Here is a 26,133-nt window from a genome sequence, read left to right on the forward strand (position 1 = left end):
CTTCTAAAGTCTCATTGGCATAACGATAAATTTGTAAGCACAGTCGTTAGGTTCGCTAATGAAACAACTGCTGGCATTGCTGGCGATAATCAATGCGACCGATTCCAACTCCAAATTGGACACAGCATCCAATAAATATTGGGCATTGAAAGCAATCGATAAAGGATCACCGGAATATTGAATGGGAAGTTCTTCTTCAGCTTCATCATGTTCAGGGTTATGGGTGCTGATCTTTAATGTTTCTGCATGAATATCGAAAGAAACGCCTTTAAACTTTTCATTCGACAAAATGGCAACCCGCGTTAATGCTTCTTTGAACAACAACCGGTCAATTAAAATTTCTTCAAAAAAAGCTTGCTGAAAGACTTTGCTGAAATCTGGATATTTCGCATCAACCAATTTGGCTGAAAAAACCAAATTTTTAATCGAAACACGGATATTGTTGCTAGAAAATTCCAGTTTTATTTCAGCTTCCGGATCATCCAACAAACGGCTCAATTCCAAAACGCCTTTTCTGGGCAAAATAATGCGGGTTTCATAACCCGTTGCTTCTTCCAACACATCTTCATAAATCGACAAGCGGTGTCCGTCCGAAGCTACCAGTTTCAATTTGCTATTGGAAATGTGCAATAACAAGCCGTTTAAGTAATAACGGACATCTTGGTTCGCCATACAAAATACGGTTTTTTCCAATGCTTTCTTAAATTTTCCAGCATTGATAAAAAATTCGTTTTCCATTGCGGATTCAGAAAACTCAGGGAAGTGGCCTGCAGGCAAACAACTTAAAGAAAAGCGGCTGCGGCTGGATGTTATTTTGATTTTGTCGTCTTGGTGTTCCAACTTAATTTCTGCGTTATTGGGTAAAAGCCGGCAAATATCCAAAAATTTTCGCGCTGGAACAGTGATTGCCCCAGATGCTTCGGAATCGATCTCAATTTTGGCAACAATTTGGATTTCCAAATCCGTTCCCGTCAATATCAATTGTTTGTCGTTAAGCGTTATCAATACATTTGACAAGATTGGCATGGTTTGCCGTTTTTCGATAACACTCACAATCTGTTGCAGCGGCGTGAGGATTTGTTCTCTATTAATAGTTAATTTCATAGTTTTAGTTTATTACTATAAGTAATGAAGAATTCTGTGTATAAGACTTATTTGTTTATATAAATCAATAACTTGTATTATAATTAAAGTAGTGGCTTAAGGTGTTTGTATAGTGTGGATAAACCATTCGGTGGAAATGGTGCTTATTTTACCCACAACTTTATCCGCGTGTTTACCTAGCTTTATAAACAGACTTATCCACAACCTTGGAATTTAAAATGATCCGTTACTAAAAGCCAGTTTTGCCGAAAAACAGCGCGCTAATCGTAATATAAAGCTTTAAAGATTTCTTATTATTAGGGTGGAAAAATCTGTTGAAAAGCCTATTAAGTAATATTTATTCAATCACTTAGATAATAATTATAAACCTTCCTAAACTGTTGATAACTTGTTGGTAAGTACGGGGTGTAAAAAATGGCTCATTTAACCAACAAGATTACCCACAAAAAAACTTAAGTTTATGCACACAGTTATCCACAGTTAATGGGAGAGTGTCCGAAGTAAGTTGGAATAGTCTTCTGCCATTTTGCGGTCAGCTTCCTTAAGTTCGGTGATGCGTTTGCAAGCGTTAATGACGGTTGTGTGGTCACGCCCACCAAAGGCGGCACCAATTTCAGGGAAGCTTTGTGAAGTCAGCTCCCTTGCCAAGCTCATGGCAATTTGCCGAGGGCGGGTGACGGTTTGTTTGCGGTTTTTGGACGACAAGTCTGAAACTCGGATTTTGAAATACTCCGCAACGGTTTTTTGGATGTTATCAATGCTGACCAATTTGTCTTGCAAGGTCAGCAAATCGTGCAGTGCTTCTTTTGTGAATTCGATAGTAATGTCGCGGCCGGTAAATTGGGCGTTGGCAATAACACGCCGTAATGCGCCTTCCAAATCACGGACGTTGGAAGGGATGCGCTTGGCAATAAAAAAGGCGACCTCTTGTTGCAGGTCAACATTAGCCAAAGCGGCTTTTTTCATCAAAATGGCGGCGCGGGTTTCCATGTCAGGCGGTTCGATTGAAACCGGCAAGCCCCAGCCAAAGCGTGATTTCAAGCGGTCTTCAAGGCCGACAATTTCTTTGGGATATTTGTCGCAAGTCATCACCACTTGGTGCTTTTTTTCCAGCAAGGTGTTGAAGGTGTGGAAGAACTCTTCTTGTGAGCGCTCTTTACCGGCAAAAAATTGGATATCGTCAATCAGCAGTACGTCAATACGGCGGTAATATTCTTTAAAGCTGTCAATGGAGTTTTGTTGCAAAGCCCGCACCATATCTTGGACAAACTTTTCTGAATGCAGATAGACGATGTTGGCGGACGGGCTTTTTTCTAAAACCGCATTGCCGATGGCGTGCATCAAGTGGGTTTTGCCTAAGCCGGAGCTGCCATAAATCAGCAATGGGTTGTAAGCCTTACCAATATTTTCAGACACTTGCATGGAGGCGGCGCGGGCGAGCTGGTTAGATTTGCCTTCGACAAAGGAATCGAATGAAAAGGCTTTATTCAAGAAATTGGCGGTTGGCTTTTTAGTTTCCGCCGTTTTTAAGTGGCTGGATGAAACCGGTGGTGGTGTGGCCTTTTTGGTACCGATTTCTAGGCATACGCCTAATGCGCCATTGGAAAATTCCTGGATGGAATTTTCAATTTTAGAAAAATAATGCTGTTTAACCCAATCCAAAACAAAACGGTTGGGTGCCAGCAGTTTGATTTGATTGTCAGTTTCTAACGCTTGGAGTGGGCGAATCCAAGTGCTGAAGTCGGCGGTGGAAATTTCGTTTTCCAGTTTGGCAAGGCAGTTGTCCCAAATAGAGCTCATTAGTTACGATAGAATTTGATTTTTAGATGAATGGAATTATATATAACACTTGGATGTACAAGGACAAAAGCAATGACACGGATTTGACAGGCTATGCGCTTTATTCTATCATCCAGAGTCTTTTTTATCCGTTTTTGGTTAATAATTAACAGCAGGCTTTAGTAACATGAAAAGAACATACCAACCTAGTAAAATCAAACGCGTCAGAACCCACGGTTTCCGTGCCAGAATGGCGACTGTTGGCGGCCGTAAAGTATTGAATGCACGTAGGGCGAAAGGTCGCGCTAAGTTGTCAGTATAATTGAATGGCAATGAATTTGGTTTCCCACCACAGTATCGGTTAAAGAAACCGGCTGAATATCAGAAGGTTTTCGCCAAGCCCGTAAAATCAAGCGACCGCTATTTTACCCTTTTAGCCATTAAAAATGATTTTAATCATCCACGGTTAGGCTTGGCAATTGCCAAAAAACAAATAAGAAAGGCAGTACACAGGAATGTGATTAAACGAACTGTCCGGGAAAACTTTAGGATACAACAAAATTTGGGAAATATTGATGTTGTTGTTATGGCTCGCAGAGAAGCAGTCGATGCTCCGCTGGACACTTTAAGAAAATCCTTGGAAAAGCACTGGCTAAGATTGGTATCCCGATGCGCTTCATGCTTATAGCTGCCGTTAGGTGTTACAAATACCTTATTAGTCCATTGCTTGGCCCTCGCTGCCGCTTTTATCCCAGCTGTTCAGATTATTATCTGGAAGCCCTCCAACGTCATGGTGCCATTTCCGGCTCCTATCTCACCCTCAAACGATTATTAAAATGTCACCCCTTCCATGCTGGTGGCATCGATCCTGTTCCTGAAAAATTGGGTAAATAAGAATGGATAATATAAGATTTGTACTGATCGTCACTTTTGTCATGCTGGTGATAATGCTCCAGCAGGCATGGGAATTAGATTACGGTCCGAAACCTGCGGTTGCCCAAACAGAGGCTCCCGTCATTGCAGCCAAAGAAGACTTGCCTGGCGCGCAAACATCGCCCCAGCAAACGGATGCCAGCCAAGCATCGGCTAACCTTTTGCCAATTGCCCAAGCGGCACCTGCTAAAACAGTAAAAATACAAACAGACGTATTGGCCTTGGAAATTGACTTACAAGGTGCAACCGTCCGTACTTTAGATTTATTGCAATACCCTGTCGAAAAAGACAACTCCGTCGTTAACCAACTGCGCGCCTTATTAGGTTTTCAAGCCTCAGAAAAAAATCATAATCCAGTCAGGCTGTTTAACCCATCCCCCGAAAAATTATTTGCCGCACAAAGCGGTTTGATTGCTGCCGCAGATTCCACCACGGCCCCCAATCACTACAGCTATTTCCTTAGCGACCAAGAAACTTACGCCTTACCCGCAGGCCAAGACACATTAAGTGTGCCGCTGACATGGACGGACAACACCGGTTTGGTGGTGACCAAAACATTTACTGTAAAACGCGGCAGTTACCAAGTCTCCTTAGAACAAAATGTCAGCAACAACACCGGCAAACCATGGTCAGGCCGGCAATATAGCCAACTGCTCAGAATACCTTTTAACGAAAACAAAGGCAGTTTCTTGACGGGCGGTATGAGAGCTTATGACGGTGGCGTGGTTTACACCGAAAAAGACAAATACCAAAAAATCAGCTTTGATGACATGGAAGACAACAATCTTGACGTGTCGACAAAAGGCGGTTGGACAGCGATGATCCAACATTACTTTGCCAGCGCATGGATTCCGCCAGCTGATCAAGACAACCATTTTTACACCAAACACCTGAATGATGGGCGTTATGTCATCGGTTCGTTTTCTCCTGTGGTTAATGTTGACAACAACAGCTCTGCTAAATTTGTTACACAACTGTTTGCTGGCCCTAAAATCCAACCGATGATGGAAAGTGTTGCCAAAGGTTTGGAACTGACCGTTGACTACAGCGTGCTGACATTCATTGGCAAACCAATTTACTGGTTGCTTAACCAAATCAACAATTTGACCGGTAACTGGGGCGTTGCCATTATTGGTGTCACGTTGTGCATTAAACTGTTGTTATTCCCGTTATCGCAAGCCAGTTTTAGATCTATGGCAAGAATGCGGAAAATCCAGCCGCGCCTAAAAGAGCTGCAAGAGCGTTTTGCCGACAACAGACAGCGTTTTAACCAAGAAATGATGGAATTGTACAAAAAAGAAAAAGTAAACCCGCTAGGCGGCTGTTTACCAATCCTTGTGCAAATTCCCGTGTTCATGTCCTTGTATTGGGTATTGAGTGAAACCGTTGAATTCCGCCAAGCGCCTTTCATGTTATGGGTGCAAGACTTGTCGGTTGAAGATCCGTTCTACGTTTTGCCGGTCATCATGGGCATTAGCATGAAAATCCAACAAGGCTTAAACCCGGCTCCTATTGATCCGGTGCAAGCAAAAGTGATGCGTATGTTCCCGATTGTCTTTACCGTATTCTTCCTGTTTTTCCCTGCAGGTTTGGTACTGTACTGGGTTATCAACAACACCTTGTCGATCTTGCAACAAACTTACATCACCAAGCAAATCGCCAAAAACGAAAAATAGCCGTTTCACAATAAATCGTGCAAATAGCAACCGATACCATTGCAGCCATTGCAACACCGCCAGGGAACGGCGGTGTGGGTATCATCCGCTTATCAGGTGCAAACGTGCCTGAACTCGCCAAACAACTTACCGGCAAAAGCCTGCAACCCAGGGTTGCCCATTACACGCCTTTTCTTGACCACGATGGTATCGCCATCGACACCGGCATTTGCCTGTACTTTCCTGCGCCCAAGTCCTACACCGGCGAAGCTGTTTTAGAAATACAAGCCCACGGCGGCTCGGTTATCCTCAATATGTTGCTTAAGCGTGTGATCGTTTTAGGGGCAAGATTAGCCAGACCGGGCGAATTTACCGAACGGGCTTTTTTAAACGACAAGCTTGATTTGGTTCAAGCCGAAGCCGTTGCCGACCTCATTGCCGCTACCACCGAACAATCGGTGCGCTCGGCACAACAATCGTTACAAGGTGTCTTCTCCGAACAAATTAACCGATTGGTCGAAGACCTGACAGAATTGCGCATCTACGTAGAAGCGGCAATCGACTTTGTTGATGAAGAAATCGACTTTTTAAGCGATGGCGTGGTAGAAAACCGCGTCCTCAAATTGAAAGACAGCATCCGTAAAATCCAACAAACCGCCCAACAAGGCCGTTTGTTACGCGACGGCATGACTGTCGTATTGGCAGGCAAACCCAATGCCGGCAAATCCAGTTTGTTGAATGCCTTGGCAGGCCATGATGCGGCGATCGTCACCGATATTGCCGGTACCACCCGCGATGTCCTACGTGAACGCATCCAAATCGACGGCATGCCCTTGCACATTATCGACACCGCAGGCCTGCATGACAGCGACAACCCTGTCGAACAGGAAGGCATCCGCCGCGCCCGTGCCGAAATTGACAAAGCCGACTTGGTCTTGCTGCTGATGGATGCCCGTGAACCCGAACCGGAAGCATTACTCGCCAGCTTGCCCGTCCACCTCAACATCACCCGCATCAGAAACAAAATCGACTTGCTCGGTTTAGAACCCGGTATCCAAAAAACAGGGCAGGGCATGCAACTGCAATTGTCGGTAAAAACCGGCGTGGGTCTGGATTTACTGACCGAACACCTCAAAGAAAGCGTCGGTTACAACGCCAGCGCCGACAATGTCTTTATCGCCAGAAACCGCCATCTTGAAGCCTTGGCAAGCGCCGCCCAATTTGTTGATGCGGCCCTGCAGCAACTGACTATCAACCAAGCTGGCGAACTGGTCGCAGAAGACCTGCGCCAAGCTCAACAAAGCCTGGCTGAAATCACCGGCGAATTCAGCTCCGATGACTTATTAGGCAAGATTTTTTCTAGCTTCTGTATCGGCAAGTAAGTTTGCCTTAACAAGCCAACGTACACAACTCCTTCGCTATTTTTTCCAAATTCAGCACGTGCTGCGCCGCACCATTTTCAATGGCTGCTTTGGGCATACCAAACACGGTCGAACTGGCTTCGTCTTGGGCAATGGTGGTACCGCCTGCTTGGGCGATGGCTTTTAAGCCTTCCGCGCCGTCTTCGCCCATACCTGTCAATAAAATGGCGCAAGTGCGGCGGTTGTAAAACTGGGCAGCGGCATGGAAAGTGACATCAACGCAGGGATAGTGCAAAAACCCCGTGCCGTGGCTGTAGCGAAAGTTCCCTTGGGAATCAAATTCCAGATTGGCTTGATCCGGTGCGAAATAAATATGCCCATTTTGGGGTTGCTGACCCGCACGCGCAACGCTGACCGGTAGCTTGACTTTACCGCTTAGCCAAAGGATGAACGGATCGAGAAATCCTTGGCTAATGTGCTGGACGCAGACAATGGGCAAAGGGTAGTCGGCAGGTAGTTTCGATAAGACCATTTCCAAGGCGTGCGGGCCGCCGGTGGAGGCACCGATAAAAATAATGGCGGGTTTGCGGCGCGGCGTATTTGAAGTCGTGGGGGCGGGGTTTAATGATTGCGGGTTTGTCGGGCTAGGATTGTCGGTTGCCAAACGGATGCTGGCTTTACGTCCGAACACCATGACCCCCGACAGCACTTTTAATTTGCGTGCCAGTTCCTTTGCAAAAGCTGCGTCGGAAAAGTTTGCCGGTTTTTCCAGCACTTCAACAGCACCCGCCGCCAGCAAAGCCGGTTTTAAGCTAAGGTCATCGTCGAGAATAAGCAGGGGGGTGGGTTGGTGTTCCATTATTTGCTCGACCAATCCCAAACAATTTTGCCCGGACAAGTAAGCTGTGCTGCAAATGACAGCGGGTTTCAGCAAGTTTATTTGTGCGAAAGCGTCTGCGCTTGTTTGTGCGGTGCCGACGATGCGTATATCAGGATAATCGGCAAGGGCAGTTTGTATTGCCGACAAGGCCAGTAAATCGTCCGCGACTAAAAAGACATCGATCAAAAGCTTTTCCTCAAAAAGTAACTGATTTAAAACGGTGATGGTTGAATGAAAATGGGCTAAAAGCCGAAATCCGCGCAATTTGCTAGGAGCGCAATTAAGCACACAGATTCTGCAACGCGTCCAACAAATGCCGCTGGTCGAATGCGCTTTTGCTTAAATAAGCATTTGCCCCCAGTTCTAAAGCGCGTTGGCGGTCGTCAGTCTTGTCCATTGCGCTGAGCAAGATGATCGGCAAGTCTTTGTGTTGCGGATGGCGGCGGATTTTTTCGGTAAGCATCAGGCCATCCATATTGGGCATGGTCACGTCGCTGACCAAGGCCATAAAAGTATTGCCCGCTAGTTTCTCGTAAGCGTCGCGTCCGTCCACCGCTGCGGTGACGGTATAACCGGCTTTTTCCAAAAAACGTTTGATTTGGGTGCGGGCGGTGATGGAGTCTTCGGCGTAGAGGAGGTGGCGATTTTTGCTGGGGGCGGCAGAATCGGCCTTGGCGCTGGGGTAGTGTACGGTTTTTTTGCCGTAAGCGGTTTTGACGAGGTCGTGCGGATTTAAGATAAGGCAAACTTCACCGTTGCCCAATACCGTTACGCCGCTGATATTCCGCACCCGCTTTAATACGCCGCCCAGCGGTTTCAGCAAAATTTCTTGTTCGTCCATCAAGCGGTCAACTAATAAGGCGAGTTTGCCGTGTTTGACGTTGATAATCACCGCAAAATGCGGTGAGTGGGTACTGGCAATGTCCAGCAAATCGCTAAGGCGCGCGACAGACACGGCGTGTTCGGCTTGCAGTAAGCTGGGTATGCCGTCGATGTTGAATAGTTGTTCAGGGGAGACGCTGCGAATCAGTTCAATGGCTTCCATAGGAATGCCGAAATAGCGTTTTTGTTGTTCGACAATAATGACTTGGGTGGTGGCTAAGGTAACCGGCAAGACAATTTGAATGCTGGTACCGACGCCGGGCGTGGAGTCAATGTCGAGGTGGCCTTTCAGTTGTTCAATGGTGATGCGGACAATTGCCATGCCTAAGCCGCGTCCTGAAATATCGTTGACTTGGTCGGCGGTGGAAAAACCTTGGCTAAAAATCAATTCTTGCAATTGCCCATCAGACATTGCCGCCAGTTCATCGGCGCTGTACAACAGGTTTTGCAAAGCCCGTTGCTTGATTTTTTCGACATTAATACCGCCGCCATCGTCAGTGACGGTAATGATGATATTGGTGGGCGTTTGCCGTGCGCTTAGCCGGATGGTGCCGATTTCCGGCTTGCCCATTGCCCGACGTTGTTCGGGCGTTTCAATGGCATGGTAAATGGCGTTGCGGATCAGATGGGTGAGCGGGTCTTTGAGTTCTTCGATGATGCGTTTGTCGGCGGCGGTGTCGTCGCCATCGATAATCAGGTTGATTTGCTTGTTTTCTTGCTTGGCAATGTCGCGAACCATGCGCGGAAACAGGCTAAAGGTCGTTGCGAGCGGTAACAGACGGATGGTGCGGATGCCGTCGCCAATTTCATGGTTTAAATAATCAAAGCGGTTGTTGTCTTCGTAAAGTTGGCTGCGTAAGGCATACAGCCGATTTTCCAATTGCGTCAGCTCGGCGGTGAACAGTTCGCGGTGCTGGTGTTTCCATTCTTCCCAATAAAACAGCAGATCATTGACGTCACCTAACCGTTGCGCGAGGCGGTTTTTGTTGACGGTCAGCTCGCTGACGTGGGTCATCAAATTATCCAGCTGTTGCATACCGACGCGGATAGTGTCGATTTGGCTGGCGGCGGTTTCGTTGGTGTTGTCGCTGCTGCTTGTGGCGAACGGGCGGGCGGGCGGATTGGCATCGGGGATGCTGGGTTGCTCGGTGGTTATCGCTTGGGCGGGTGCTGATGGACTTTCGGCGGGTGGTGTTTGGGTGAGCCGGGCCAAAATGCTGTCCAAGCCGATAGGGTAGGCGATGCCTGTCACCGCTTCTTCAGCAAGGCCGCGCAAATCATCAATACCGTGATAGAGCTGTTCAATGAGGTTGGCTGCCAGCGGTTCGTGATTTTTTAGCGAGGCTTTTAATACGCTTTCAAAATGATGGGCGACTTGTTCCATGTTTTTTTCCCCCAACATCCGTGCCAAGCCTTTTAAGCTGTGCGCTTCGCGGAACACTTCATTCATCGGCGCAGGCAAATCCGGTTGTTTTTCCAGTTGTAAAAGGTTTTGTTCAAGGTTATGCAAACGTTCTTTGCATTCGGCCTTAAACATCTGCCGCAGGTCGGGGTCGTCAATCATGGGTTGGCTTTAGCTTATAAAGACGTGAGAGGTGAAGGTTTTTGCTGATTATCTGGGTTGGTAGATAAGAATCTATCACACAGAGTAGACCGTAACCATCTTTACAGAATGAATTATGTGTAGAGAGTGAAGGCATAGTTGGTGGGCAGAAAAGCGTTGCCCACCCTACGAAACGCAACGATGCCTTAATACAAGCAGTAATATATTCGTTACACAATATATGCGTAAAAACAAATATAATAGCCGCCTCACCATCCACATAAGCAAACGAGGAAATTATTATGATTAAAAACAGCCTGTTAAAATTTTTTACGGTCTTAAGTTTATGGGTCTATATAGGGGTTGCACATGCCAGCCCTGAAGATGTATTGCCCAGTATCCGTCCGCAACTCACAAAGTTTTCCCAAGAATTCCAGAAAATCCCTGCCGAACGTCAAACGCTGCTGAAAAAAGGTGCGTTATTTATCCGTTCCAAAATTCAAGCTGGCGAAACCGCGCAAATCACTTTTATCTGTACACACAATTCCCGCCGTAGCCATTTGGCGCAGATTTGGGCGCAGACGGCTGCCGCTTATTATGGCGTTGATGGCGTACAAGCTTTTTCCGGTGGTACGGAAGCCACAGCAATGAATAGCCGGACGGTTGATGCCTTAAAACGCGTCGGCTTTGGCTTTACCGATAGCACGGGCGGCAAAAATCCGGTTTATTTGGTCAAATATTCCGATTCCAAACCGGAAATCCATAGTTTTTCCAAACTTTATAATGCTGAAGGCAATCCGCAAAGCAATTACGCGGCGTTTATGACCTGCTCGCAAGCTGATAAAAATTGCCCTGTTGTCGAAGGCAGCGCGTTGCGGATTCCTATCCATTATGAAGACCCAAAAGTTGCCGATGGTTTGCCGAATGAGGCCACTGTTTACGACGAACGCGCCCAGCAAATCGGCTTGGAAATGGCTTATATGATGGCGCAAGTCAAAGGCTAATTGATCTATTTCTGGGCGTAGGTTGGGTTGCGCTTTTTGCAACCCAACCTACATAAAAACTATTTTTCAATAGCTTATCGACATTTTAATCTACGACGAAACATCTACTTAGCCATCGCGCCGCCTTCATCTTAGAGAATCACATTTATGAAACCGACTTATCTGCTTATCACCTTAGTATTGCTATCCAGCAATGCCGATGCCGCATCCTTAACAGGCTTAAATGCTTGGGTGGAAAGCCAATTGGCATCCAACCAAGCCTCGGCATCTGCCTATTTATTCTTATTAATAGGCGGTTTTCTCGCCAGTCTACTGCCTTGCGTCTATCCCTTGTATCCCATCACCGCCAGCATTATTGCCAGACGTTCGCAAGGCGATGCGCCACGCGCCTTACATCCAGCGGTTTACTACATCGGCCTTGCCAGTATCTATTTTTTATTTGGCTTGATTGCCGCAGCAACGGGCGGCGCGTTTAATGAAGTGCTGCGCTTACCCATCACCAATTTATTGTTGGCGTTGTTGTTTTTGCTACTGGCATTGGCGACCGCAGGCTTTCTGCATGTTTCGCTTTTTAGTGGCAACGGTCTTGGCGACAAAACTCCTGGCATTGCTGGCACGTTTTTGATGGGCATGGGCGCAGGCTTATTGTCCTCTTCCTGCGTCGGGCCGTTCGTGGTCGGCATTTTAGTCGGTATCGCCAGCCAAACCGATGGCCTGAGCGTATTTACCACCTTGACCGCCGCGCTAAAAATGTTCGCCTTCGGTTTAGGTTTGGGTATTCCGTTCTTGCTGATTGGTTTATTTGGCGTGCGTTTGCCAAAATCCGGTTCATGGATGAAATATGTGCAATGGGCTTTAGGCGCATTGATCCTGTATTTTGCCTACACTTATTTGGAAAAAGGCCTGTCCGGTTACGGCTTTAAGCCAGAATCGATCCAGCTGGTGTTTTTCGGGGCTTTGTTGGTGTTGTATTCGCTTTACCATTTCTGGGAAGGTGACGAGTTACACAGCGCCAAGCGCATGGAAAAATCCTTATTTGCCCTCTTCGCACTGATTGGCGGCTTGAGCTTGGCACACGGCGTGTTGACTCCCGCCCCTACAGCAATCGTAACCAGCGCCGCAGCCAGCAGCGCACCGCTCACCGAAACCAAAGGCGAATTGACGTGGTATTTAAACCGCGAAGATGCTGTGAAGGCCGCGCGCGAACAAGGCAAGCCGATATTTGTCGATTTTTTTGCCTACTGGTGCGCCAACTGCAAAGAGTTTGAACACCTGACCGAAACGGATCGCGCTTTAATTGATGGTCTGAAAAAAGTCATTTTGCTGAAAATTTACGACAACGATCCAGAATTCAAACAGTTCCAAAACGATAAACGCTTTCCCGAGCTAAAAGTGGGCCTGCCGTTTTTTGTGGTTGCCAATGCTGATGATAATTTGCTGTATAAAACCAGCGATTACACCTGTACTGATGAGATGTTGTTGTTTATGGGGGAATAAAATCCCAAACCATGCAAATCGTAATGGTTGGGATGACCGCATCCCTACAGTTTGTTAAGTTGGGTTGTAAGACGCAACCCAACCGAGTGCTTTTAGCCGATCAAGCTATCCAAACCGCGTCCACACCCAAACCGGTGGTGTTGACGCTGGTGGCGTTCACACCCAACAGCTGCACCAGCATGTCGGTAGCACCGTCGTCTTGGAACACATAGGCATCCGCGCCGACGTTGAAAGCCACGGTCGCACCGCCGGTGATGTTGGCCTGCAGGTAGCTCAGCACGCTTGGAAATCTACCTGCACCAATGGTCAAGGCTGCACTGAAGGCATCGGCATCGTCAAAGCTGATGATGCCATTGCTGATGGCGTGGCTTTTGATGGTACCGGCATCAACACCATTGCTGGCAGCCGTGTTGGCGGCAATGCTGGTGCTGACCAAATCCAGCTTGTCCACGCCCGCCGCCGAGCTGGCGCTGAGGCCTTTTTGGAAGCCGCTAATGACATCAAAACCCGTGACCGTGCTGTGGCCCGTGGCGATTTTCACCGTGTCGGTCTTGGCAACGGTTTCCGCCAAGTTCAATGTGTCTTTACCCGCCCCGCCAGTCAACACATCCGCGCCTTCGCCCGCCACCAAGGTGTCGTTGCCCGCACCGCCAACCAACGCGTTCGTTGAGGCATTACCGGTCAGTACGTTGTTCAAGCTATTGCCTGTCGCATTTGCCGCCGTGCCGGTCAGGGTCAGGTTTTCCAAGTTCGTACCCAAGACAAAGGAAACCGAGCTGGACACGCTGTCAATTTCGGTCGCCAGTGTTGAGGTTTCGGTGATGGTGTAGCCCAAATCATCAACGATATAATAGTCGTTGCCCAAACCACCTGCCATACTGTCCGCACCCAAGCCGCCGTCCAGCACGTTGCTGCCGTCGTTGCCGACCAAAGCGTTGTTCAGGCTGTTGCCGGTGGCGTTGATGTCTGCTGAACCAGTCAATGTCAAATTTTCGACATTATCAGACAAGGTAAAGCTGACCGAACTGCTGACGCTATCTGTGCCTTCAGCGGTCAATTCGGTCACCGTGTCGCTAATGTTATCGACCACATAAGTGTCGTCGCCTTTGCCACCTACCAAGCTGTCCGCACCGCCGCGCCCGTCCAGCATGTCGTTGCCGTCCAAGCCCGATAAAGTGTTGGCTGCGGCATTGCCGAACAGCTTGTTGTCCAAGATATTGCCCGTGCCGGTGACTGCGCCGGTCAACAGCACCAAGCTTTCTACGTTGGCAGTCAGCGTGAAGCTAATGCTGGACAGCACTGTGTCCGTACCTGCGCCAGTCGCCTCGGTCACGCCATCGCCGCTGTTGTCCACCACATACAAGTCATTGCCCGCAGCGCCCGCCATGCTGTCTGCGCCTGCTAGGCCGTTGAGGGCATCATTACCTGTAGTGCCGGCTAGAGAATTATTAGTGGCAGTGCCAAATACCAAGTTGGTCAGCACATCGCCGTTGGCGAATTGGATGCTTTCGATTTTGTCATTGGCATCACCGGAGAATTGATCCTGTAGTATGACTTGGTTGGTACTGCGAAAGGCTATGACTAAATTTGCACCATTTTGAGTGAAGCTGCTTACGTCGGTGAGCTTGTAGCCGTTGATTTTAAGCTGGTCGGTGCCGCCATAGGAAAACGTACCAATGTTATTGTTGAACTCGGCGATGGTGTCGTTGCTGTATCCCGATCCAAACAGGTAAGTGTCGTTGCCGCTGCCGCCATATAGCGTATCGGTGCCGCCTTTACCGTCCAAGGTGTCGTTGCCCGTTGTTCCCCAAAGGGTTTCATTGCTCGCGCCGCCGATATTGGTTTGGGTGTTGAGCTGGTCGAGCGTCAATGTGCCGTCGGTGAACACGAACGATTCAACTTGCCATTGAGGGATAGGATCGAAGGCGTTGCTGACAGTCAGGGTCTCGTTGGTGGCAATGATGGTAACCAGCAAGTCCAAACCATTGTTGGTTTTCTGGAATTTGACGGCACTTTGGGAAAGTCCCGTAAAGGTAACTTGATCGGTGCCACCGTAAGAAAACGTAACATTGATATTGTTGAGTTCGGCGATAGTGTCATTGCCGTAGCCCGTTCCGAACAGATAGGTGTCGTTGCCGCTGCCGCCATAGAGAGTGTCAGTGCCGCCCTTGCCGTCCAAGGTGTCGTTGCCCGTTGTTCCCCAAAGGGTTTCATTGCCTGCGCCGCCGATATTGGTTTGGGTATTGAGCTGGGCGAGCGTCAATGTGCCGTCGGTGAACACGAACGATTCCACTTGATAGTCAGTGTTTGGATGAAAGGCGTAGTTAACCGTCAGGGTCTCGTTGGTGGCGATGATGGTCGCCTGCAAGTTCAAGCCATTGTTGGATTTCTGAAACTTGACGGCATTTTGGGAAAGCCCAGTGAAAATGACTTGGTCGATACCACCGGAATAAAAGGTATTAAAAATATCATCATATTCAGCCATGGTGTCATTACCATAGCCTGTGCTGTAAAGATAGGTGTCGTCGCCGCTGCCGCCATAGAGAGTGTCAGTGCCGCCCTTGCCATCCAAGGTATCGTTGCCCGTTGAACCCCAAAGGGTTTCATTGCCCGCGCCGCCAATGTTAGCGATTGCGTTGACTTGAGCGAGCGTTAATGTGCCGTCGGTGAACACCAATGACTCCACTTGCCGGTAAGCATCTGGGCTGAAGATTTTGCTGATGGTCAAGGTCTCGTTGGTGGCGATAAGAGTCGCCTGCAAATCCAAACCATTGTTGGTTTTCTGGAATATGAAGGCACTTTGGGAGAGTCCGGTAAAGGTGACTTGGTCGATACCGCCGTAAGAAAACGTTCCGAACAAATCATCATACTCGGCAATGGTGTCATTGCCGTAGCCTGTGCCGTATACATAGGTGTCGTTGCCGTCACCGCCAAACAAGGTATCAGTGCCACCCTTACCGTCCAAGGTATCGCTGCCTGCTGTACCCCAAAGGGTTTCATTGCCCGCGCCGCCAATGTTGGCGAGTGCATTGACTTGGGCGAGCGTCAATGTGGCGTCGGTGAACACGAACGACTCCACTTGGTAGCCTGTGTCTGTGGAGAAGGCGTTGATGATGGTCAGAGTCTCGTTGGTGGCGATGAGGATCGCCTGCAAATCTAAGCCATTGTTGGTTTTCTGGAATTTGACGGCACTTTGGGTAAGCCCTGTGAAAGTGACTTTATCAGCACCGCCGTAACCAGAAATAACACCATCGAATTCGTTAATGGTGTCGTCACCATAACCTGTGCTGTAAACATAATTATCGTTACCAGTACCTCCAAACAGGGTGTCAACTCCGATACCACCAGCGATCCTATCGTTACCCGCCGAGCCTCTGAGCGTATCGTTACCGCCGTTGCCGTTGATGGTATCAGCGGTATTAGTACCTGTATAAGTGTCGTTGTTTTCTGTACCGTTAAAAGTTGCCATTACGTTTTCCAATTCAGTTAAAGTGAGCGTGGACAGTTATGCGTAGACCAAAAAATTCATTAAAAACATACATCTAACTCACTTTTTCTGCAACTTTTTATTATTGGTATTTTTCGTTTTTTGGGCTTTAGCGAAAAAATATGAACTTATTTTTCTTTATTTTTGTGGGTTTGTCGGTTGGGTTGTTTGCTGTTTGTAATCCACGCCATTGGTTTTTTTTCCACGTTAAGCTGGAGGCTTTTGGCATAAATGAGCAGGATGTGAGCGATGCTATCGAGTGGGCAAGGCGAGACCCAGTATGAGCCAGCGTGTGGTGTTGGATACAAATTGTGTGGTTTCGGCGTTATTGCTTGCCGATTTTTTTGTCTTACACCGAAACCTTTGGTATTGAATAAATCCCCGAAGATTTGCCCGTCATTCCTGACGATTTAAAATTTTTGGTTCTTGCCGTCGTCGGACGGGTCGAGATATTGGTATTTGGCTGAATATAAAAGGCCTTTCAAATAACTGCATCCTAGGTTTGGCTTGTATTGTTGCTCTACCTCCTGCATCCATTCAGTCAAGTATGAACGTTTAGTTTATATAGTTTTTTCTTAACTTAATGGCAGTGATGCGGAGCGAGGGAATGTGTCAATGACGCTTCAGCGTCGCCTTACGCAACGACGGAGCGTTGCACGATGTGTTACCACGCGGAGTATGGGAACGATAAATTGGTGGGCAGAAAAAGGCTGCCCACCCTACGAAATTACAAAACCTTTCCCAAGCCAACTCCCGCTTTTAAATCATTTCCTGCAATTGCCCAGCTGCTTTGTTTAAATTTTGGATGGCAAGCTTGCTTTGGGTGATGCCGTTGGCGGTTTCTTTGGCGCCGGTATTGAGCATGTTCATGGCTTCTACCACTTGGTTGGTGGCGTTGGCTTGTTGCTTGGCGGTTAAGGAAATTTGTTGCAAGACATCGGCAATATTGTTGACGGCATCAGACAATTCATCACAACTGCGTTTGGTCAGTTCGGCTTGTTGGCTGCTGGTTTGCGCCGTTTGTGTACCCGCTTCGGTTGCCAACACGGTGGTGTTGGTGATTTTTTGGATGTTCTCCAGCAAATTGCCGATATGTTCGGCTGATTTTTTGCTTTGCTCGGCTAGTTTGCGGATTTCTTGCGATACCACGGTAAAACCTTTGCCGTGTTCGCCTGCGCGGGTGGCTTCCACAGCGGCGTTCAGTGCCAGCAAGTTGGTTTGGTTGGCGATGTCTTTGACGGCTTCGGTGATATGACCGATTTGGCTGGTTTGTTCGCTTAAACGCAAAATTTGCGTGCCGATATGTTCGACTTTGCCGCGTAAGGTATCCATGCTGTTGAGCAATTCTTGCATCGTCATAGCGCCCGCTAGGGCTTTGTTGACCACTTGCTGTGCTTCTTGGCTGGCGGCATCGGCTTGCAAAATGGATTGCTGCGCGGAGCGCCCCAGTTCGTTCATGGTGGCGCTGGTTTCGTTGACAGCAACGGCTTGTTGGGCGGCGGTGCGTTCGTGTTCGTCGGTGGTGATCGACAACTCGCTGGAGGTGGTAAACACTTCGGCGGTCGCTTGGCTAATCGGGCGGCTGAGCCTGCGTCCGTACAGTAAGCCGACAGCGGCGGCAACAGCGGCGGTGGCTAAACCAAATAGCAGCTCCCAATTGCGTAGTTGCACAATTTCGGCATTGGCTTCGGCTTCGTCGATTTCTACCAGCAATAGCCAACCTAAATCGTAACGTTTGTTGAGCAGTTGCCCGTCGGAAGCGCCGACAATCGGCTGGTTGCGGTAGTCGTTATATAAACCCGCCATGTTTTTTTGTTGGGTTTGGAACAGGCGTACGGGTTCGGAATCGACTTTCTGTTTCAAGATGGCGTTGGGGATAAAGCGCGACGGGGTAATCATGTAGCCGTTCTTGTTGACCAGATAAGCTTCCCCGGTTTCGCGTAAACCTTGGCGGTTGGTGGTGATGTCCGTTAATGTCGCCAAGGTCAAACGGTTGGCGACCACGCCCAGCAATTTACCCGAACCTGGCTGACGCACGGGCGCAGAAACTATAAAGCTCGGTTGCTTGCTGGCGGCATGTTCGAAAACATCTTTAATGTGGACACCATCACGGGCGGCATTGAACATGTCGTTGGCGGATTCGTCACGCCCTACGGTTTGGTTGTCAGTGGATGCGACCACCAGGCCATTGGCATCCATTATCAAGGTTTCGCTGTAGCCGTGTTTCAAGTCGGACTGGCTTGATAAGACTTTGGATTTGATGAGTTTTTGCCATTGTCCGGCAAGGGCTTCATTGCCGTTTTGTTGCAACAATTGTTGTACGTCTTCGTCGGCGGCAAGGTTTTCAATACGGATCACTTCGGTGTCGAGGTATTGGCTGACGGTTTGCGCCTTAGCTTGGACAATGGCGGTGAAGTCGTTTAAGAATTGGCTTTTTAGCGATTCCTTGCCTGATTGGTAGCTCCAAAATCCGATCAGGGCAATGGGCAAGACCGAGGTGAGCAAAAAAAGGATAATCAGATTGTGGGTTAGTTTTTGTTTGGCTATACGCATAGTTTTCTCACACTTCGTCGTCGATGACCAACTCGCCTTTCGCAAGGATTAGTTTCAGGTCGAGCAGGGTTAACAGTTTGTCTTGATAAGGCATTTCGCCCGTCAGGTAGTCGCCGCTGACTGAAGCCACGGCAGAAGGCAACGGGGTTATGGCGGCGGGGTCGGCATAAATCACTTCCGGGACATTATCCACCAACAAGGCAACGGCAAAATCGTCGTTGCCGTTAATGACTACGGCCTTGCTGTCGGCCTGCACGGGTTGTGGTGGCAAATGGATGATGTGGCGCATGTCAATTAAGGTGATGACATTGCCACGCAGATTGATGCAACCCAACACATAAGCTGGGGTGCAAGGGATGGGGACAATACCGCCAATATTGGCAAACTCGCGCACTGCCAGTAAATCAACACCGAAAAATTCGCCATTCAGTACCACCACGGCTAAGGCCAAATAGCCGCTGGCATCATCGCGCTGCTCGCGCCATTTGAGTTTTTCTGCCCGCAAGGCGAACACGGCGTGGTCGTTGGGCTGGGCGCGGCTGTAGAAGTCTTGGCGCTCAATGGCTTCGGTCGGTGCGGTAAAAAACGCTTGTTGCAACAACGCGGCGGCGTTTAATACGGTAATGACTTTTTCATCTTTAGTCATGCTGCCGATGAGTAAGGGTTCGGGCAGTTCGCTGTTGATGCTGGCGGCATAGAGCAGATTGTTGTCTTGCACGGTATCGGCTGTACACACATCGTAAACATCGTTGATGATGAGGCCAAAAACTTGCCCGTCTAGGGTTAGTAAGACAATGCTGTCGCTGGCTTGGTAAGGTGGGCAAGCTTGGCGGAAACGCGGGCGCACGTCCAAAACCGGGATCAGGCTACCGCGTAAGTCAAACACGCCAACAACATCGGCTGAAACCGTTGCCAATAAAGTCAGTTCCGGCAGATAGACGACTTCCTGAACTAAATGCGCAGGTATGGCGTAATAAAAGGGGCTGAGGGCGAAGACAAAAAAAGTCTCGTCGCGAGGATTAATGGGCGGGTTGTGGGTTGTCATGACAGCAGCTGCGGGATAAGTTCGCGGGCATGGGCGGCGAGGTCATCAAAATAATGGTCTGGTGGCAGTTTTTGTAACCAGGCTAAGGCTTGTGCGCAAAGTTGCTGATATTTCTCCGGCTCCGCCTGTTCGTATAAGGTTGCCAAGTCTAAATAAGCCGGTACAAACGTTTCGTCCAATAAAATGGTTTTATGCAGAAAAGCTTTCGCACTTTCAAGGTCGTTTTGCGATTCTTTGACGTGGGCCAGCAAGTAATGGCAACTGGCAGAACGCGGCTTTAAAGCCAACGCATCTTGTAGACGGTTTTCCGCCGTGTGGTATTGTCCTGTGCAGGCAAAGGCTTTAGCTGACCAATAGTAGGTGTCAAAATCGGCGTTTTGGACGGGCTGTGTCTGGGCAATAGCCAGTACGACGGCGTAATCACCCTGTTGATAAGCGTGCTGCATACGTTCGGCTAGTGTGAGCTCGGTGTGGGTAATTGCGGTTTTGGGAGCCACAGTGGCTGATGTGATTTTTGGTAAGAGCGTTGGCGTTATGGTTTCGCGAGGTAGCATTGTCGGTAAGCTTGCACGTTTGTTGGTGCAACGTTGGTAAACTACCGATTCCAAAAATAAGCGTGTTTCCAAATCCTCAAGCGATTGTTGGTACAGCTCACCATGACCTGTCAGCAAGTAGCCTTCTGGCTTTAAAGTACGGGTAAATTTATCCAGCACGGTGGCGATGGCCTGCTGGTCAAAATAAATAAAGACATTGCGGCATAAGATCAGGTCAATATTGTTAATTTCCAAATCAGGAAACGGCGTTTGCAGCAGATTGACGCGGCGGAAGCTGACTTTATCACGGATCGCGGCATCTAAAGACAACAAGCCATGCGCCGCTGGTTGGAAATAGGTTTGCACTTCCGGACCGACATCGCGTAGCGACCAGCGTGTATACAATCCGGCACGGGCTTTGGCGAGGACCTTGTCGTTGATGTCGGAACCCAGCAGCATGACATCCCAATCGTGTATATCAGGTAGCAGTTGATGCAACAGTAAGGCTAGCGAATAAGGTTCTTCGCCGGTCGAGCAGCCCGCGCTCCATAGGCGCAATTGGCGGCTGTGGCGGTTGCGTTGGATCAGTTCCGGCAAGATGTGTTCTTTTAAGATGTGCATTTGACCCTTGTCGCGCAGGAAAAAACTTTCCGGTACGGTCAGGGTTTGTGCAATATGCTGCCATTCTTGATCGGCCAGCATGCTTTGCGTCTCTAGCAATTGCAAATAATCCGACAGGTCGGGCAAACGCAGCTCAGCCAAGCGATGCTGCAAAAAACGCTCGACTTTGTCATTATCGGAAGGAGCAATTGTTAGCCCGGTGTGGGTGGTCAACAAAGCTTGGAATGCGTGCAGCCACATCATGCCAAGTTGCTTTTAAAGGCTTGGCAAGGCTAAGCCCTGCACTTGGTTGCGGCCTGCTGCTTTGGCGTTATAAAGCATGGCATCAGCTTGTTTTAACCATTGGTCTGGTGTGTCGGTACTGTTGGGTAGGCCGCTGGTCACGCCCAGGCTGGCGGTGACATATTTGGCGGTGGTTGAGCTTTGATGCGGAATTTGCGCATCGGCAATCGCTTCGCAAATGCTTTCGGCAATGGCGAGTGCGCCCTCCAATTCAGTTTCCGGCAGTAAGATAACAAATTCTTCCCCGCCATAACGGGCAATCAAATCAGCAGGGCGGTGAATTTGTTGTTTTAAGATGCGCGCCACTTTTCTTAAACAATCATCACCTTGCAAATGCCCGTAGGTGTCGTTGTAGCGTTTGAAATGGTCAATGTCGAGCATGATGACCGCCATCGGCAATTGGTTGCGGAAGGCGCGCTTCAGTTCGATGAGTATGCATTCATCAAAATAACGGCGGTTGGCAATTTCGGTCATGCCATCCAATTGGCTTAGGCGCAGCAGTTCAATGTTTTGCTTTTCCAGTTCGGCTTGGGCTTTTTGCAAGGCTTCGAAGACTTTATCGCGTTGCAACTTGTGGATAAAAGCTTTGGAGTGGTAACGCAGGCGCGCCACCAATTCGACTTTATCAGGCAGTTTCACCAGGTAATCATTGGCACCGCATTCAAAGGCTTTCACTTTGGTGCTGGGTTCGTCTTCGGTGGACAGCATGATGACGGGAATGTCTCGGGTTGTTGGGTGTTGACGGATTTTTTTCAGCAAATCCAAACCATTCACATTCGGCATCAGCAAGTCCAACAAAATGACCGTTGGCATAATACTAATGGCTTCTTCGATAGCCAATTCGGGGTTATGGCAATAATGGAAACTGATGTCAGCATGTTCGGCGAGCATGTTTTGGATAAGCTTGCCGACGATGGCCTGATCGTCAACCAGCATAATCATAATGTCTACGCGATATAAGCCAGCTTTGTATGCGTCCATGGTGATAAGAGAAGAATCTTAAAAATGCCCTAAAGGTGTTGATAGCAATTGTAAAGTAAGTTGGCTTTCGGTAATAGGCAAAATAAGGTTAGCCTGGCTTTACAGCGTAGCCAATTTAGGCGCATTGGTTGACAAGTTTTTAATAGCAGGAATCCTGATCCAATCGCTTTAAAGTTATCAGTAACATGCAATAATATGCAGTAGATGATTTTTGTTACCACTCAGCCAACTTAAAGAGACAGACAAATACAATGGCGCAATATATCTATTCAATGAATCGGGTCGGAAAAATTATTCCGCCGAAAAAATACATTCTTAAAGACATTTCCCTGTCGTTTTTTCCAGGCGCAAAAATTGGCGTATTAGGCTTAAACGGCTCCGGTAAATCCACGCTGTTGAAAATTATGGCGGGTTTGGACAAGGAAATTGAAGGCGAAGCGATTCCGCTGAAAGGCATCAACATTGGCTATTTGGCGCAAGAACCGCAGCTTGACCCTAGCAAAACCGTGCGCGGTAATGTGGAAGAAGCGGTTGCCCATGTTAAAGACGCGCTGGCGGAATTGGATGCTGTTTATGCCGCTTATGCCGATCCTGATGCCGACTTTGACAAACTTGCTGCCGACCAAGCCCGCTTGGAAGATATTATCAACGCTTGTGACGGTCACAATTTGGACCGCAAATTGGAAGTGGCTGCCGATGCCTTGCGTTTGCCGGATTGGGATGCGGACGTTACTAAATTATCAGGTGGCGAAAAACGCCGCGTGGCACTATGCCGATTACTGCTGTCCAATCCTGATATGCTGCTTTTGGACGAACCGACCAACCATTTGGATGCCGAATCGGTAGCTTGGTTGGAACGCTTCCTGCACGACTACCCCGGCACCGTGGTGGCGGTGACGCATGATCGTTACTTCCTTGATAACGTCGCCGGTTGGATTTTGGAGTTGGACAGAGGCTCCGGCATTCCTTGGGAAGGCAATTATTCCAGCTGGCTAGACCAAAAAAGCAATCGCTTGTTGATTGAGGAAAAGCAAGAAAGCAACCGCCAAAAAGCCATGAAGCAAGAGTTGGAGTGGGTGCGTTCCAATCCTAAAGGCCGCCATGCCAAAAGCAAAGCGCGTCTGGCGAAGTTTGAAGAGCTGTCATCGGTGGAAGTGCAAAAACGCAACGAAACCCAAGAAATTTATATTCCGCCCGGACCGCGTCTGGGCGACGTGGTCATCGAAGCCGACAACATCAGCAAAGGTTTTGGTGACCGCCTGCTCATCAGCAACCTAAGCTTTAAACTGCCGCCGGGTGGCATTGTCGGTATTATTGGCCCGAACGGTGCCGGTAAAACCACGCTGTTCCGCATGATGGCAGGCGTTGACAAGCCCGATTCCGGCAGCCTGTCGCTGGGGCAAACCGTTGAAATTGCCTATGTTGACCAGTTGCGTGACGACATGGATGCCAAGAAAACGGTTTGGGAAGAAGTCTCCGACGGCTTGGATATGATTACTGTCGGCAAATACGAAACGCCATCACGCGCCTATTTGGGCCGCTTTAATTTTAAAGGTGGCGACCAGCAAAAAATCATCGGCAATCTGTCCGGTGGTGAGCGTAACCGTGTGCATTTGGCTAAATTGCTCAAATCCGGCGGCAACGTCTTGTTGCTTGACGAACCCACCAACGATTTGGACGTGGAAACCTTGCGGGCTTTGGAAGATGCGCTGCTGGCCTTCCCTGGCTGCGCCGTGGTCATCTCGCATGACCGCTGGTTCTTGGACCGTATCGCCACGCACATTTTGGCTTTTGAAGGCGACAGTAACGTGGTCTGGTTTGAAGGCAATTACGAAGACTACGAAGCTGACCGCCATCGCCGCTTGGGCAGTGATGCGGATAACCCTAAACGCTTGAAGTACAAAAAATTGACGGCGTAATTTTCCTCGCCATTAAGAAAGCATTGAACCGATGGGTGGAAAACTGCCCATCGGTTTTTTTTCTTTTGCTGCCAAATTTCCCCACTCTTGTTTATGAGCCTACGCCACCAAATCAATCTAAGAATTTTCTTGTCATCCCTGTGCATTGTACTGCTCGGCGGCAGTATCGCCATTTGGCAAGCCCGGCAATCGGTCGATAAGGAAATCCATTCATCCATCAACCTTGCTGTGCAGCTCATCACTTTTGGTTTGTCGCACAGCGGTTTTAACGAAGCCGATTGGTTGGCGCGGTTTAACTCGCTACAGGAAACCCGCCATTTAAGCATCCAATTGCTGGAGTCTTCTGGACATACCGTAAAGTTATTGCATAGCAACACGCCGATCCGCCAAGAACAACCTCCGCAATGGTTTATTGCTCTGGTAGGCGGTAATGCGCACCCGCAAAGCGAACAGGTGGTCACCCGTTTTGATGGTCAAGTGTTTACGCTGCTGATCCAAGCCAACCCGCTGGATGAAATCACCGAAGTTTGGCAGGAAAGCTTGGCGTTTTTTGGTTCCATGTTGTTATTGGTTTTGCTGACCTTCTTGGCGGTGCATTTGGCGTTTAATAAGGCATTAAAGGCTATTGCTGTGATTGTTGAGGGCTTAAAGATTATCGAAACCGGTCAATACCAACAACCTTTGCCAGCTTTTGCCAGCCAAGAATTTGCCAGTATCGCCAATGCCGTCAACCACATGACTGCCGAGCTTGCCGCCGCCGAGCAAGCCAACCGCGCGTTGGCCCAGCATTCTTTGGCGATTCAGGAAGATGAACGCCAACATCTTGCCCAAGAATTGCACGATGAATTGGGGCAATCGTTAACCGCTATCAAAGTGATGGCGGCGGTGGCGGCTAATAATCCGGCACAAATTAAACAGAGTACGGCGTCTATTGCCAGTGTCAGCGATCATTTGCTGTCCGTGGTGCGATCGATGATGCGGCAGTTGCATCCTTTAGTGTTGACGGAATTGGGCTTGAAGGCCGCGCTGGAAGATTTGCTCAACCACTGGTCGTTGCGCAATCCAGAATTAAAGTTAGCCCTTGATTGCGCTGACGAGGTGGATGCTTTGCCGCAAACCATCGCTATCCAAGTGTTTAGGATTGTTCAGGAAGGGCTGACCAATATTGTCCGCCACGCCCAAGCCGATTTTGCGCAAGTCAGCTTGCAGTTCGATGCGGATAGCCAGCGTTTGTTGGTGCAAATGAGTGACAACGGACAAGGTTGCGCGGAAGCGAACTTGAAGGCGGGTTTTGGTTTATTGGGTATGCGCGAGCGCGTCAACAGTTTGGGTGGCGAATTGGTTATCCACAGCCAAGCCCCGCAAGGGTTCCGCCTGAACGCTAGCATACCGCTATGACGACTGCCACGATTAAAGTGATTTTGGTTGATGACCATGCAGTGGTTCGCGCGGGTTTTAAAATGTTGCTGGCTAGCGAAGCGGGCATTGATGTGGTTGCCGAAGCCGAACGAGGCGAGGCCGCCTGCCAGCTTTATTTGCAACACCAGCCCGATGTCTTGGTATTGGACTTGTCCATGCCCGGCATTGGCGGCTTGGAAACCATCCGGCGCATTTGCTTGCGTGACAGCCAAGCGAAAATATTGGTGTTCAGTGTCCATGATGAAGGGGTTTATATCAATCGTGCTATGAACGCCGGGGCAAAAGGCTATATCAGTAAAAGCAGCGCGCCGTCGGTGTTGGTGCAAGCGATCCAAACCCTTGCTGCAGGTGGCAGTTATTGGGAAACGGCATTGAACAAAAATCTGCCTGAAGCGGATTCTGAAATGGATTACAAAGCGGTGGTGGAAAGGCTTTCCACTCGCGAGTTTGATATTTTTTTGCTGCTTGCCAAAGGTTTGACCGTACAAAAAATTGCTGATGAATTATGTCTGGGCTACAAGACGGTTGCCAACTATGGCACGCAAATCCGCAGCAAATTGCAGGTATCAACGGTTGCAGAGCTGGCGCATATTGCCTTGGTGCTGGGGTTAATGGGTAGCGAAGGTCTGTAGTGGGGTGGTCTGTTTAAACGGTT

19 protein-coding genes are annotated in these 26,133 nt (G+C 48.8%); 10 read left to right on the top strand and 9 right to left on the bottom strand.

Annotated elements, in window-relative coordinates:
- Positions 1-3 precede the first annotated feature (3 nt).
- Positions 4-1,104, bottom strand: a complete 1,101-nt coding sequence (gene dnaN / locus ACYQ1O_RS03670; RefSeq protein ID WP_459990278.1) for a DNA polymerase III subunit beta — start codon at positions 1,102-1,104, stop codon at positions 4-6.
- Positions 1,105-1,584: 480 nt separating this feature from the next.
- Complete coding sequence (gene dnaA / locus ACYQ1O_RS03675) at positions 1,585-2,904, bottom strand: chromosomal replication initiator protein DnaA (RefSeq protein WP_459990279.1); 1,320 nt, start codon at positions 2,902-2,904, stop codon at positions 1,585-1,587.
- Positions 2,905-3,070: 166 nt separating this feature from the next.
- On the opposite strand from dnaA, the gene rpmH reads away from it, so the two are divergent.
- From rpmH to mnmE, 5 genes are read left to right on the top strand one after another with little or no spacing between them, the layout of a single operon-like run.
- A complete protein-coding gene (rpmH, locus tag ACYQ1O_RS03680) occupies positions 3,071-3,205 on the top strand; it encodes a 50S ribosomal protein L34 (RefSeq protein ID WP_459990280.1) in 135 nt (44 codons plus the stop codon).
- Positions 3,206-3,571, top strand: coding sequence for a ribonuclease P protein component (gene rnpA / locus ACYQ1O_RS03685; RefSeq protein WP_459990281.1), 366 nt, complete (start codon positions 3,206-3,208; stop codon positions 3,569-3,571).
- Positions 3,553-3,777: a membrane protein insertion efficiency factor YidD gene (yidD, locus tag ACYQ1O_RS03690; RefSeq protein ID WP_459990282.1), complete on the top strand. Its 225-nt coding sequence runs from the start codon at positions 3,553-3,555 to the stop codon at positions 3,775-3,777. Before rnpA ends, yidD begins: the two co-directional genes overlap by 19 nt.
- 2 nt (positions 3,778-3,779) lie before the next feature.
- Positions 3,780-5,492: a membrane protein insertase YidC gene (gene yidC, locus ACYQ1O_RS03695; RefSeq protein WP_459990283.1), complete on the top strand. Its 1,713-nt coding sequence runs from the start codon at positions 3,780-3,782 to the stop codon at positions 5,490-5,492.
- A gap of 17 nt (positions 5,493-5,509) precedes the next feature.
- Positions 5,510-6,853 (top strand): tRNA uridine-5-carboxymethylaminomethyl(34) synthesis GTPase MnmE, encoded by a 1,344-nt coding sequence (gene mnmE / locus ACYQ1O_RS03700; RefSeq protein ID WP_459990284.1) that lies wholly within the window; start codon positions 5,510-5,512, stop codon positions 6,851-6,853.
- A 7-nt stretch (positions 6,854-6,860) separates the two neighbouring features.
- On the opposite strand, the gene ACYQ1O_RS03705 is transcribed toward mnmE, so the two are convergent.
- Both ACYQ1O_RS03705 and ACYQ1O_RS03710 read right to left on the bottom strand, forming a co-directional pair.
- Positions 6,861-7,898: a chemotaxis protein CheB gene (locus ACYQ1O_RS03705; protein WP_459990285.1), complete on the bottom strand. Its 1,038-nt coding sequence runs from the start codon at positions 7,896-7,898 to the stop codon at positions 6,861-6,863.
- 94 nt (positions 7,899-7,992) lie between these two features.
- On the bottom strand, positions 7,993-10,158 hold the full coding sequence (locus ACYQ1O_RS03710; protein WP_459990286.1) for a hybrid sensor histidine kinase/response regulator: 2,166 nt from the start codon (positions 10,156-10,158) through the stop codon (positions 7,993-7,995).
- A 281-nt stretch (positions 10,159-10,439) separates the two neighbouring features.
- On the opposite strand from ACYQ1O_RS03710, the gene ACYQ1O_RS03715 reads away from it, so the two are divergent.
- Entirely contained in the window at positions 10,440-11,141 is a 702-nt protein-coding gene (locus ACYQ1O_RS03715) for an arsenate-mycothiol transferase ArsC (protein WP_459990287.1), read from the top strand.
- 147 nt (positions 11,142-11,288) lie between these two features.
- The gene (locus ACYQ1O_RS03720) at positions 11,289-12,638 is read left to right on the top strand and encodes a protein-disulfide reductase DsbD family protein (RefSeq protein WP_459990288.1); all 1,350 of its coding nucleotides are present in this window, start codon (positions 11,289-11,291) and stop codon (positions 12,636-12,638) included.
- Positions 12,639-12,738: 100 nt separating this feature from the next.
- On the opposite strand, the gene ACYQ1O_RS03725 is transcribed toward ACYQ1O_RS03720, so the two are convergent.
- From ACYQ1O_RS03725 to ACYQ1O_RS03745, 5 genes are all read right to left on the bottom strand, one after another.
- Positions 12,739-16,107: a beta strand repeat-containing protein gene (locus ACYQ1O_RS03725; RefSeq protein WP_459990289.1), complete on the bottom strand. Its 3,369-nt coding sequence runs from the start codon at positions 16,105-16,107 to the stop codon at positions 12,739-12,741.
- Between the two features lie 777 nt (positions 16,108-16,884).
- Positions 16,885-18,678 (bottom strand): methyl-accepting chemotaxis protein, encoded by a 1,794-nt coding sequence (locus ACYQ1O_RS03730; protein WP_459990290.1) that lies wholly within the window; start codon positions 18,676-18,678, stop codon positions 16,885-16,887.
- A 7-nt stretch (positions 18,679-18,685) separates the two neighbouring features.
- Positions 18,686-19,723, bottom strand: a complete 1,038-nt coding sequence (locus ACYQ1O_RS03735) for a chemotaxis protein CheW (protein WP_459990291.1) — start codon at positions 19,721-19,723, stop codon at positions 18,686-18,688.
- Positions 19,720-21,120, bottom strand: a complete 1,401-nt coding sequence (locus ACYQ1O_RS03740; protein WP_459990292.1) for a CheR family methyltransferase — start codon at positions 21,118-21,120, stop codon at positions 19,720-19,722. The genes ACYQ1O_RS03735 and ACYQ1O_RS03740 overlap by 4 nt, the downstream gene beginning before the upstream one ends.
- Before the next feature lie 12 nt (positions 21,121-21,132).
- Positions 21,133-22,140, bottom strand: a complete 1,008-nt coding sequence (locus ACYQ1O_RS03745) for a diguanylate cyclase domain-containing protein (RefSeq protein ID WP_459990293.1) — start codon at positions 22,138-22,140, stop codon at positions 21,133-21,135.
- Between the two features lie 251 nt (positions 22,141-22,391).
- Between ACYQ1O_RS03745 and ettA the strand changes: the two genes are divergently transcribed.
- The 3 genes from ettA to ACYQ1O_RS03760 all read left to right on the top strand — a co-directional run bounded on the left by ettA (position 22,392) and on the right by ACYQ1O_RS03760 (position 26,110).
- A complete protein-coding gene (ettA, locus tag ACYQ1O_RS03750) occupies positions 22,392-24,059 on the top strand; it encodes an energy-dependent translational throttle protein EttA (RefSeq protein WP_459990294.1) in 1,668 nt (555 codons plus the stop codon).
- Between the two features lie 93 nt (positions 24,060-24,152).
- Entirely contained in the window at positions 24,153-25,457 is a 1,305-nt protein-coding gene (locus ACYQ1O_RS03755; RefSeq protein ID WP_459990295.1) for a histidine kinase, read from the top strand.
- Positions 25,454-26,110, top strand: a complete 657-nt coding sequence (locus ACYQ1O_RS03760; protein ID WP_459990296.1) for a response regulator — start codon at positions 25,454-25,456, stop codon at positions 26,108-26,110. The genes ACYQ1O_RS03755 and ACYQ1O_RS03760 overlap by 4 nt, the downstream gene beginning before the upstream one ends.
- The last annotated feature ends 23 nt before the right edge of the window (positions 26,111-26,133 follow it).

It is taken from the genome of Methylosoma difficile (genome assembly GCF_054657615.1).

Excerpts from the sequence above, each read along its gene's own strand:
- ACYQ1O_RS03710 (WP_459990286.1), bottom strand. The coding sequence starts at position 10,158 with ATGATTGACGACCCCGACCTGCGGCAGATGTTTAAGGCCGAATGCAAA.
- ACYQ1O_RS03725 (WP_459990289.1), bottom strand. The coding sequence starts at position 16,107 with ATGGCAACTTTTAACGGTACAGAAAACAACGACACTTATACAGGTACT.
- ACYQ1O_RS03760 (WP_459990296.1), top strand. The coding sequence starts at position 25,454 with ATGACGACTGCCACGATTAAAGTGATTTTGGTTGATGACCATGCAGTG.
- ACYQ1O_RS03745 (WP_459990293.1), bottom strand. The coding sequence starts at position 22,140 with ATGGACGCATACAAAGCTGGCTTATATCGCGTAGACATTATGATTATG.
- yidD (WP_459990282.1), top strand. The coding sequence starts at position 3,553 with ATGCGCTTCATGCTTATAGCTGCCGTTAGGTGTTACAAATACCTTATT.
- dnaN (WP_459990278.1), bottom strand. The coding sequence starts at position 1,104 with ATGAAATTAACTATTAATAGAGAACAAATCCTCACGCCGCTGCAACAG.
- yidC (WP_459990283.1), top strand. The coding sequence starts at position 3,780 with ATGGATAATATAAGATTTGTACTGATCGTCACTTTTGTCATGCTGGTG.
- ACYQ1O_RS03735 (WP_459990291.1), bottom strand. The coding sequence starts at position 19,723 with ATGACAACCCACAACCCGCCCATTAATCCTCGCGACGAGACTTTTTTT.
- ACYQ1O_RS03720 (WP_459990288.1), top strand. The coding sequence starts at position 11,289 with ATGAAACCGACTTATCTGCTTATCACCTTAGTATTGCTATCCAGCAAT.
- dnaA (WP_459990279.1), bottom strand. The coding sequence starts at position 2,904 with ATGAGCTCTATTTGGGACAACTGCCTTGCCAAACTGGAAAACGAAATT.
- ettA (WP_459990294.1), top strand. The coding sequence starts at position 22,392 with ATGGCGCAATATATCTATTCAATGAATCGGGTCGGAAAAATTATTCCG.
- ACYQ1O_RS03730 (WP_459990290.1), bottom strand. The coding sequence starts at position 18,678 with ATGCGTATAGCCAAACAAAAACTAACCCACAATCTGATTATCCTTTTT.
- ACYQ1O_RS03715 (WP_459990287.1), top strand. The coding sequence starts at position 10,440 with ATGATTAAAAACAGCCTGTTAAAATTTTTTACGGTCTTAAGTTTATGG.
- ACYQ1O_RS03755 (WP_459990295.1), top strand. The coding sequence starts at position 24,153 with ATGAGCCTACGCCACCAAATCAATCTAAGAATTTTCTTGTCATCCCTG.
- ACYQ1O_RS03740 (WP_459990292.1), bottom strand. The coding sequence starts at position 21,120 with ATGATGTGGCTGCACGCATTCCAAGCTTTGTTGACCACCCACACCGGG.
- rpmH (WP_459990280.1), top strand. The coding sequence starts at position 3,071 with ATGAAAAGAACATACCAACCTAGTAAAATCAAACGCGTCAGAACCCAC.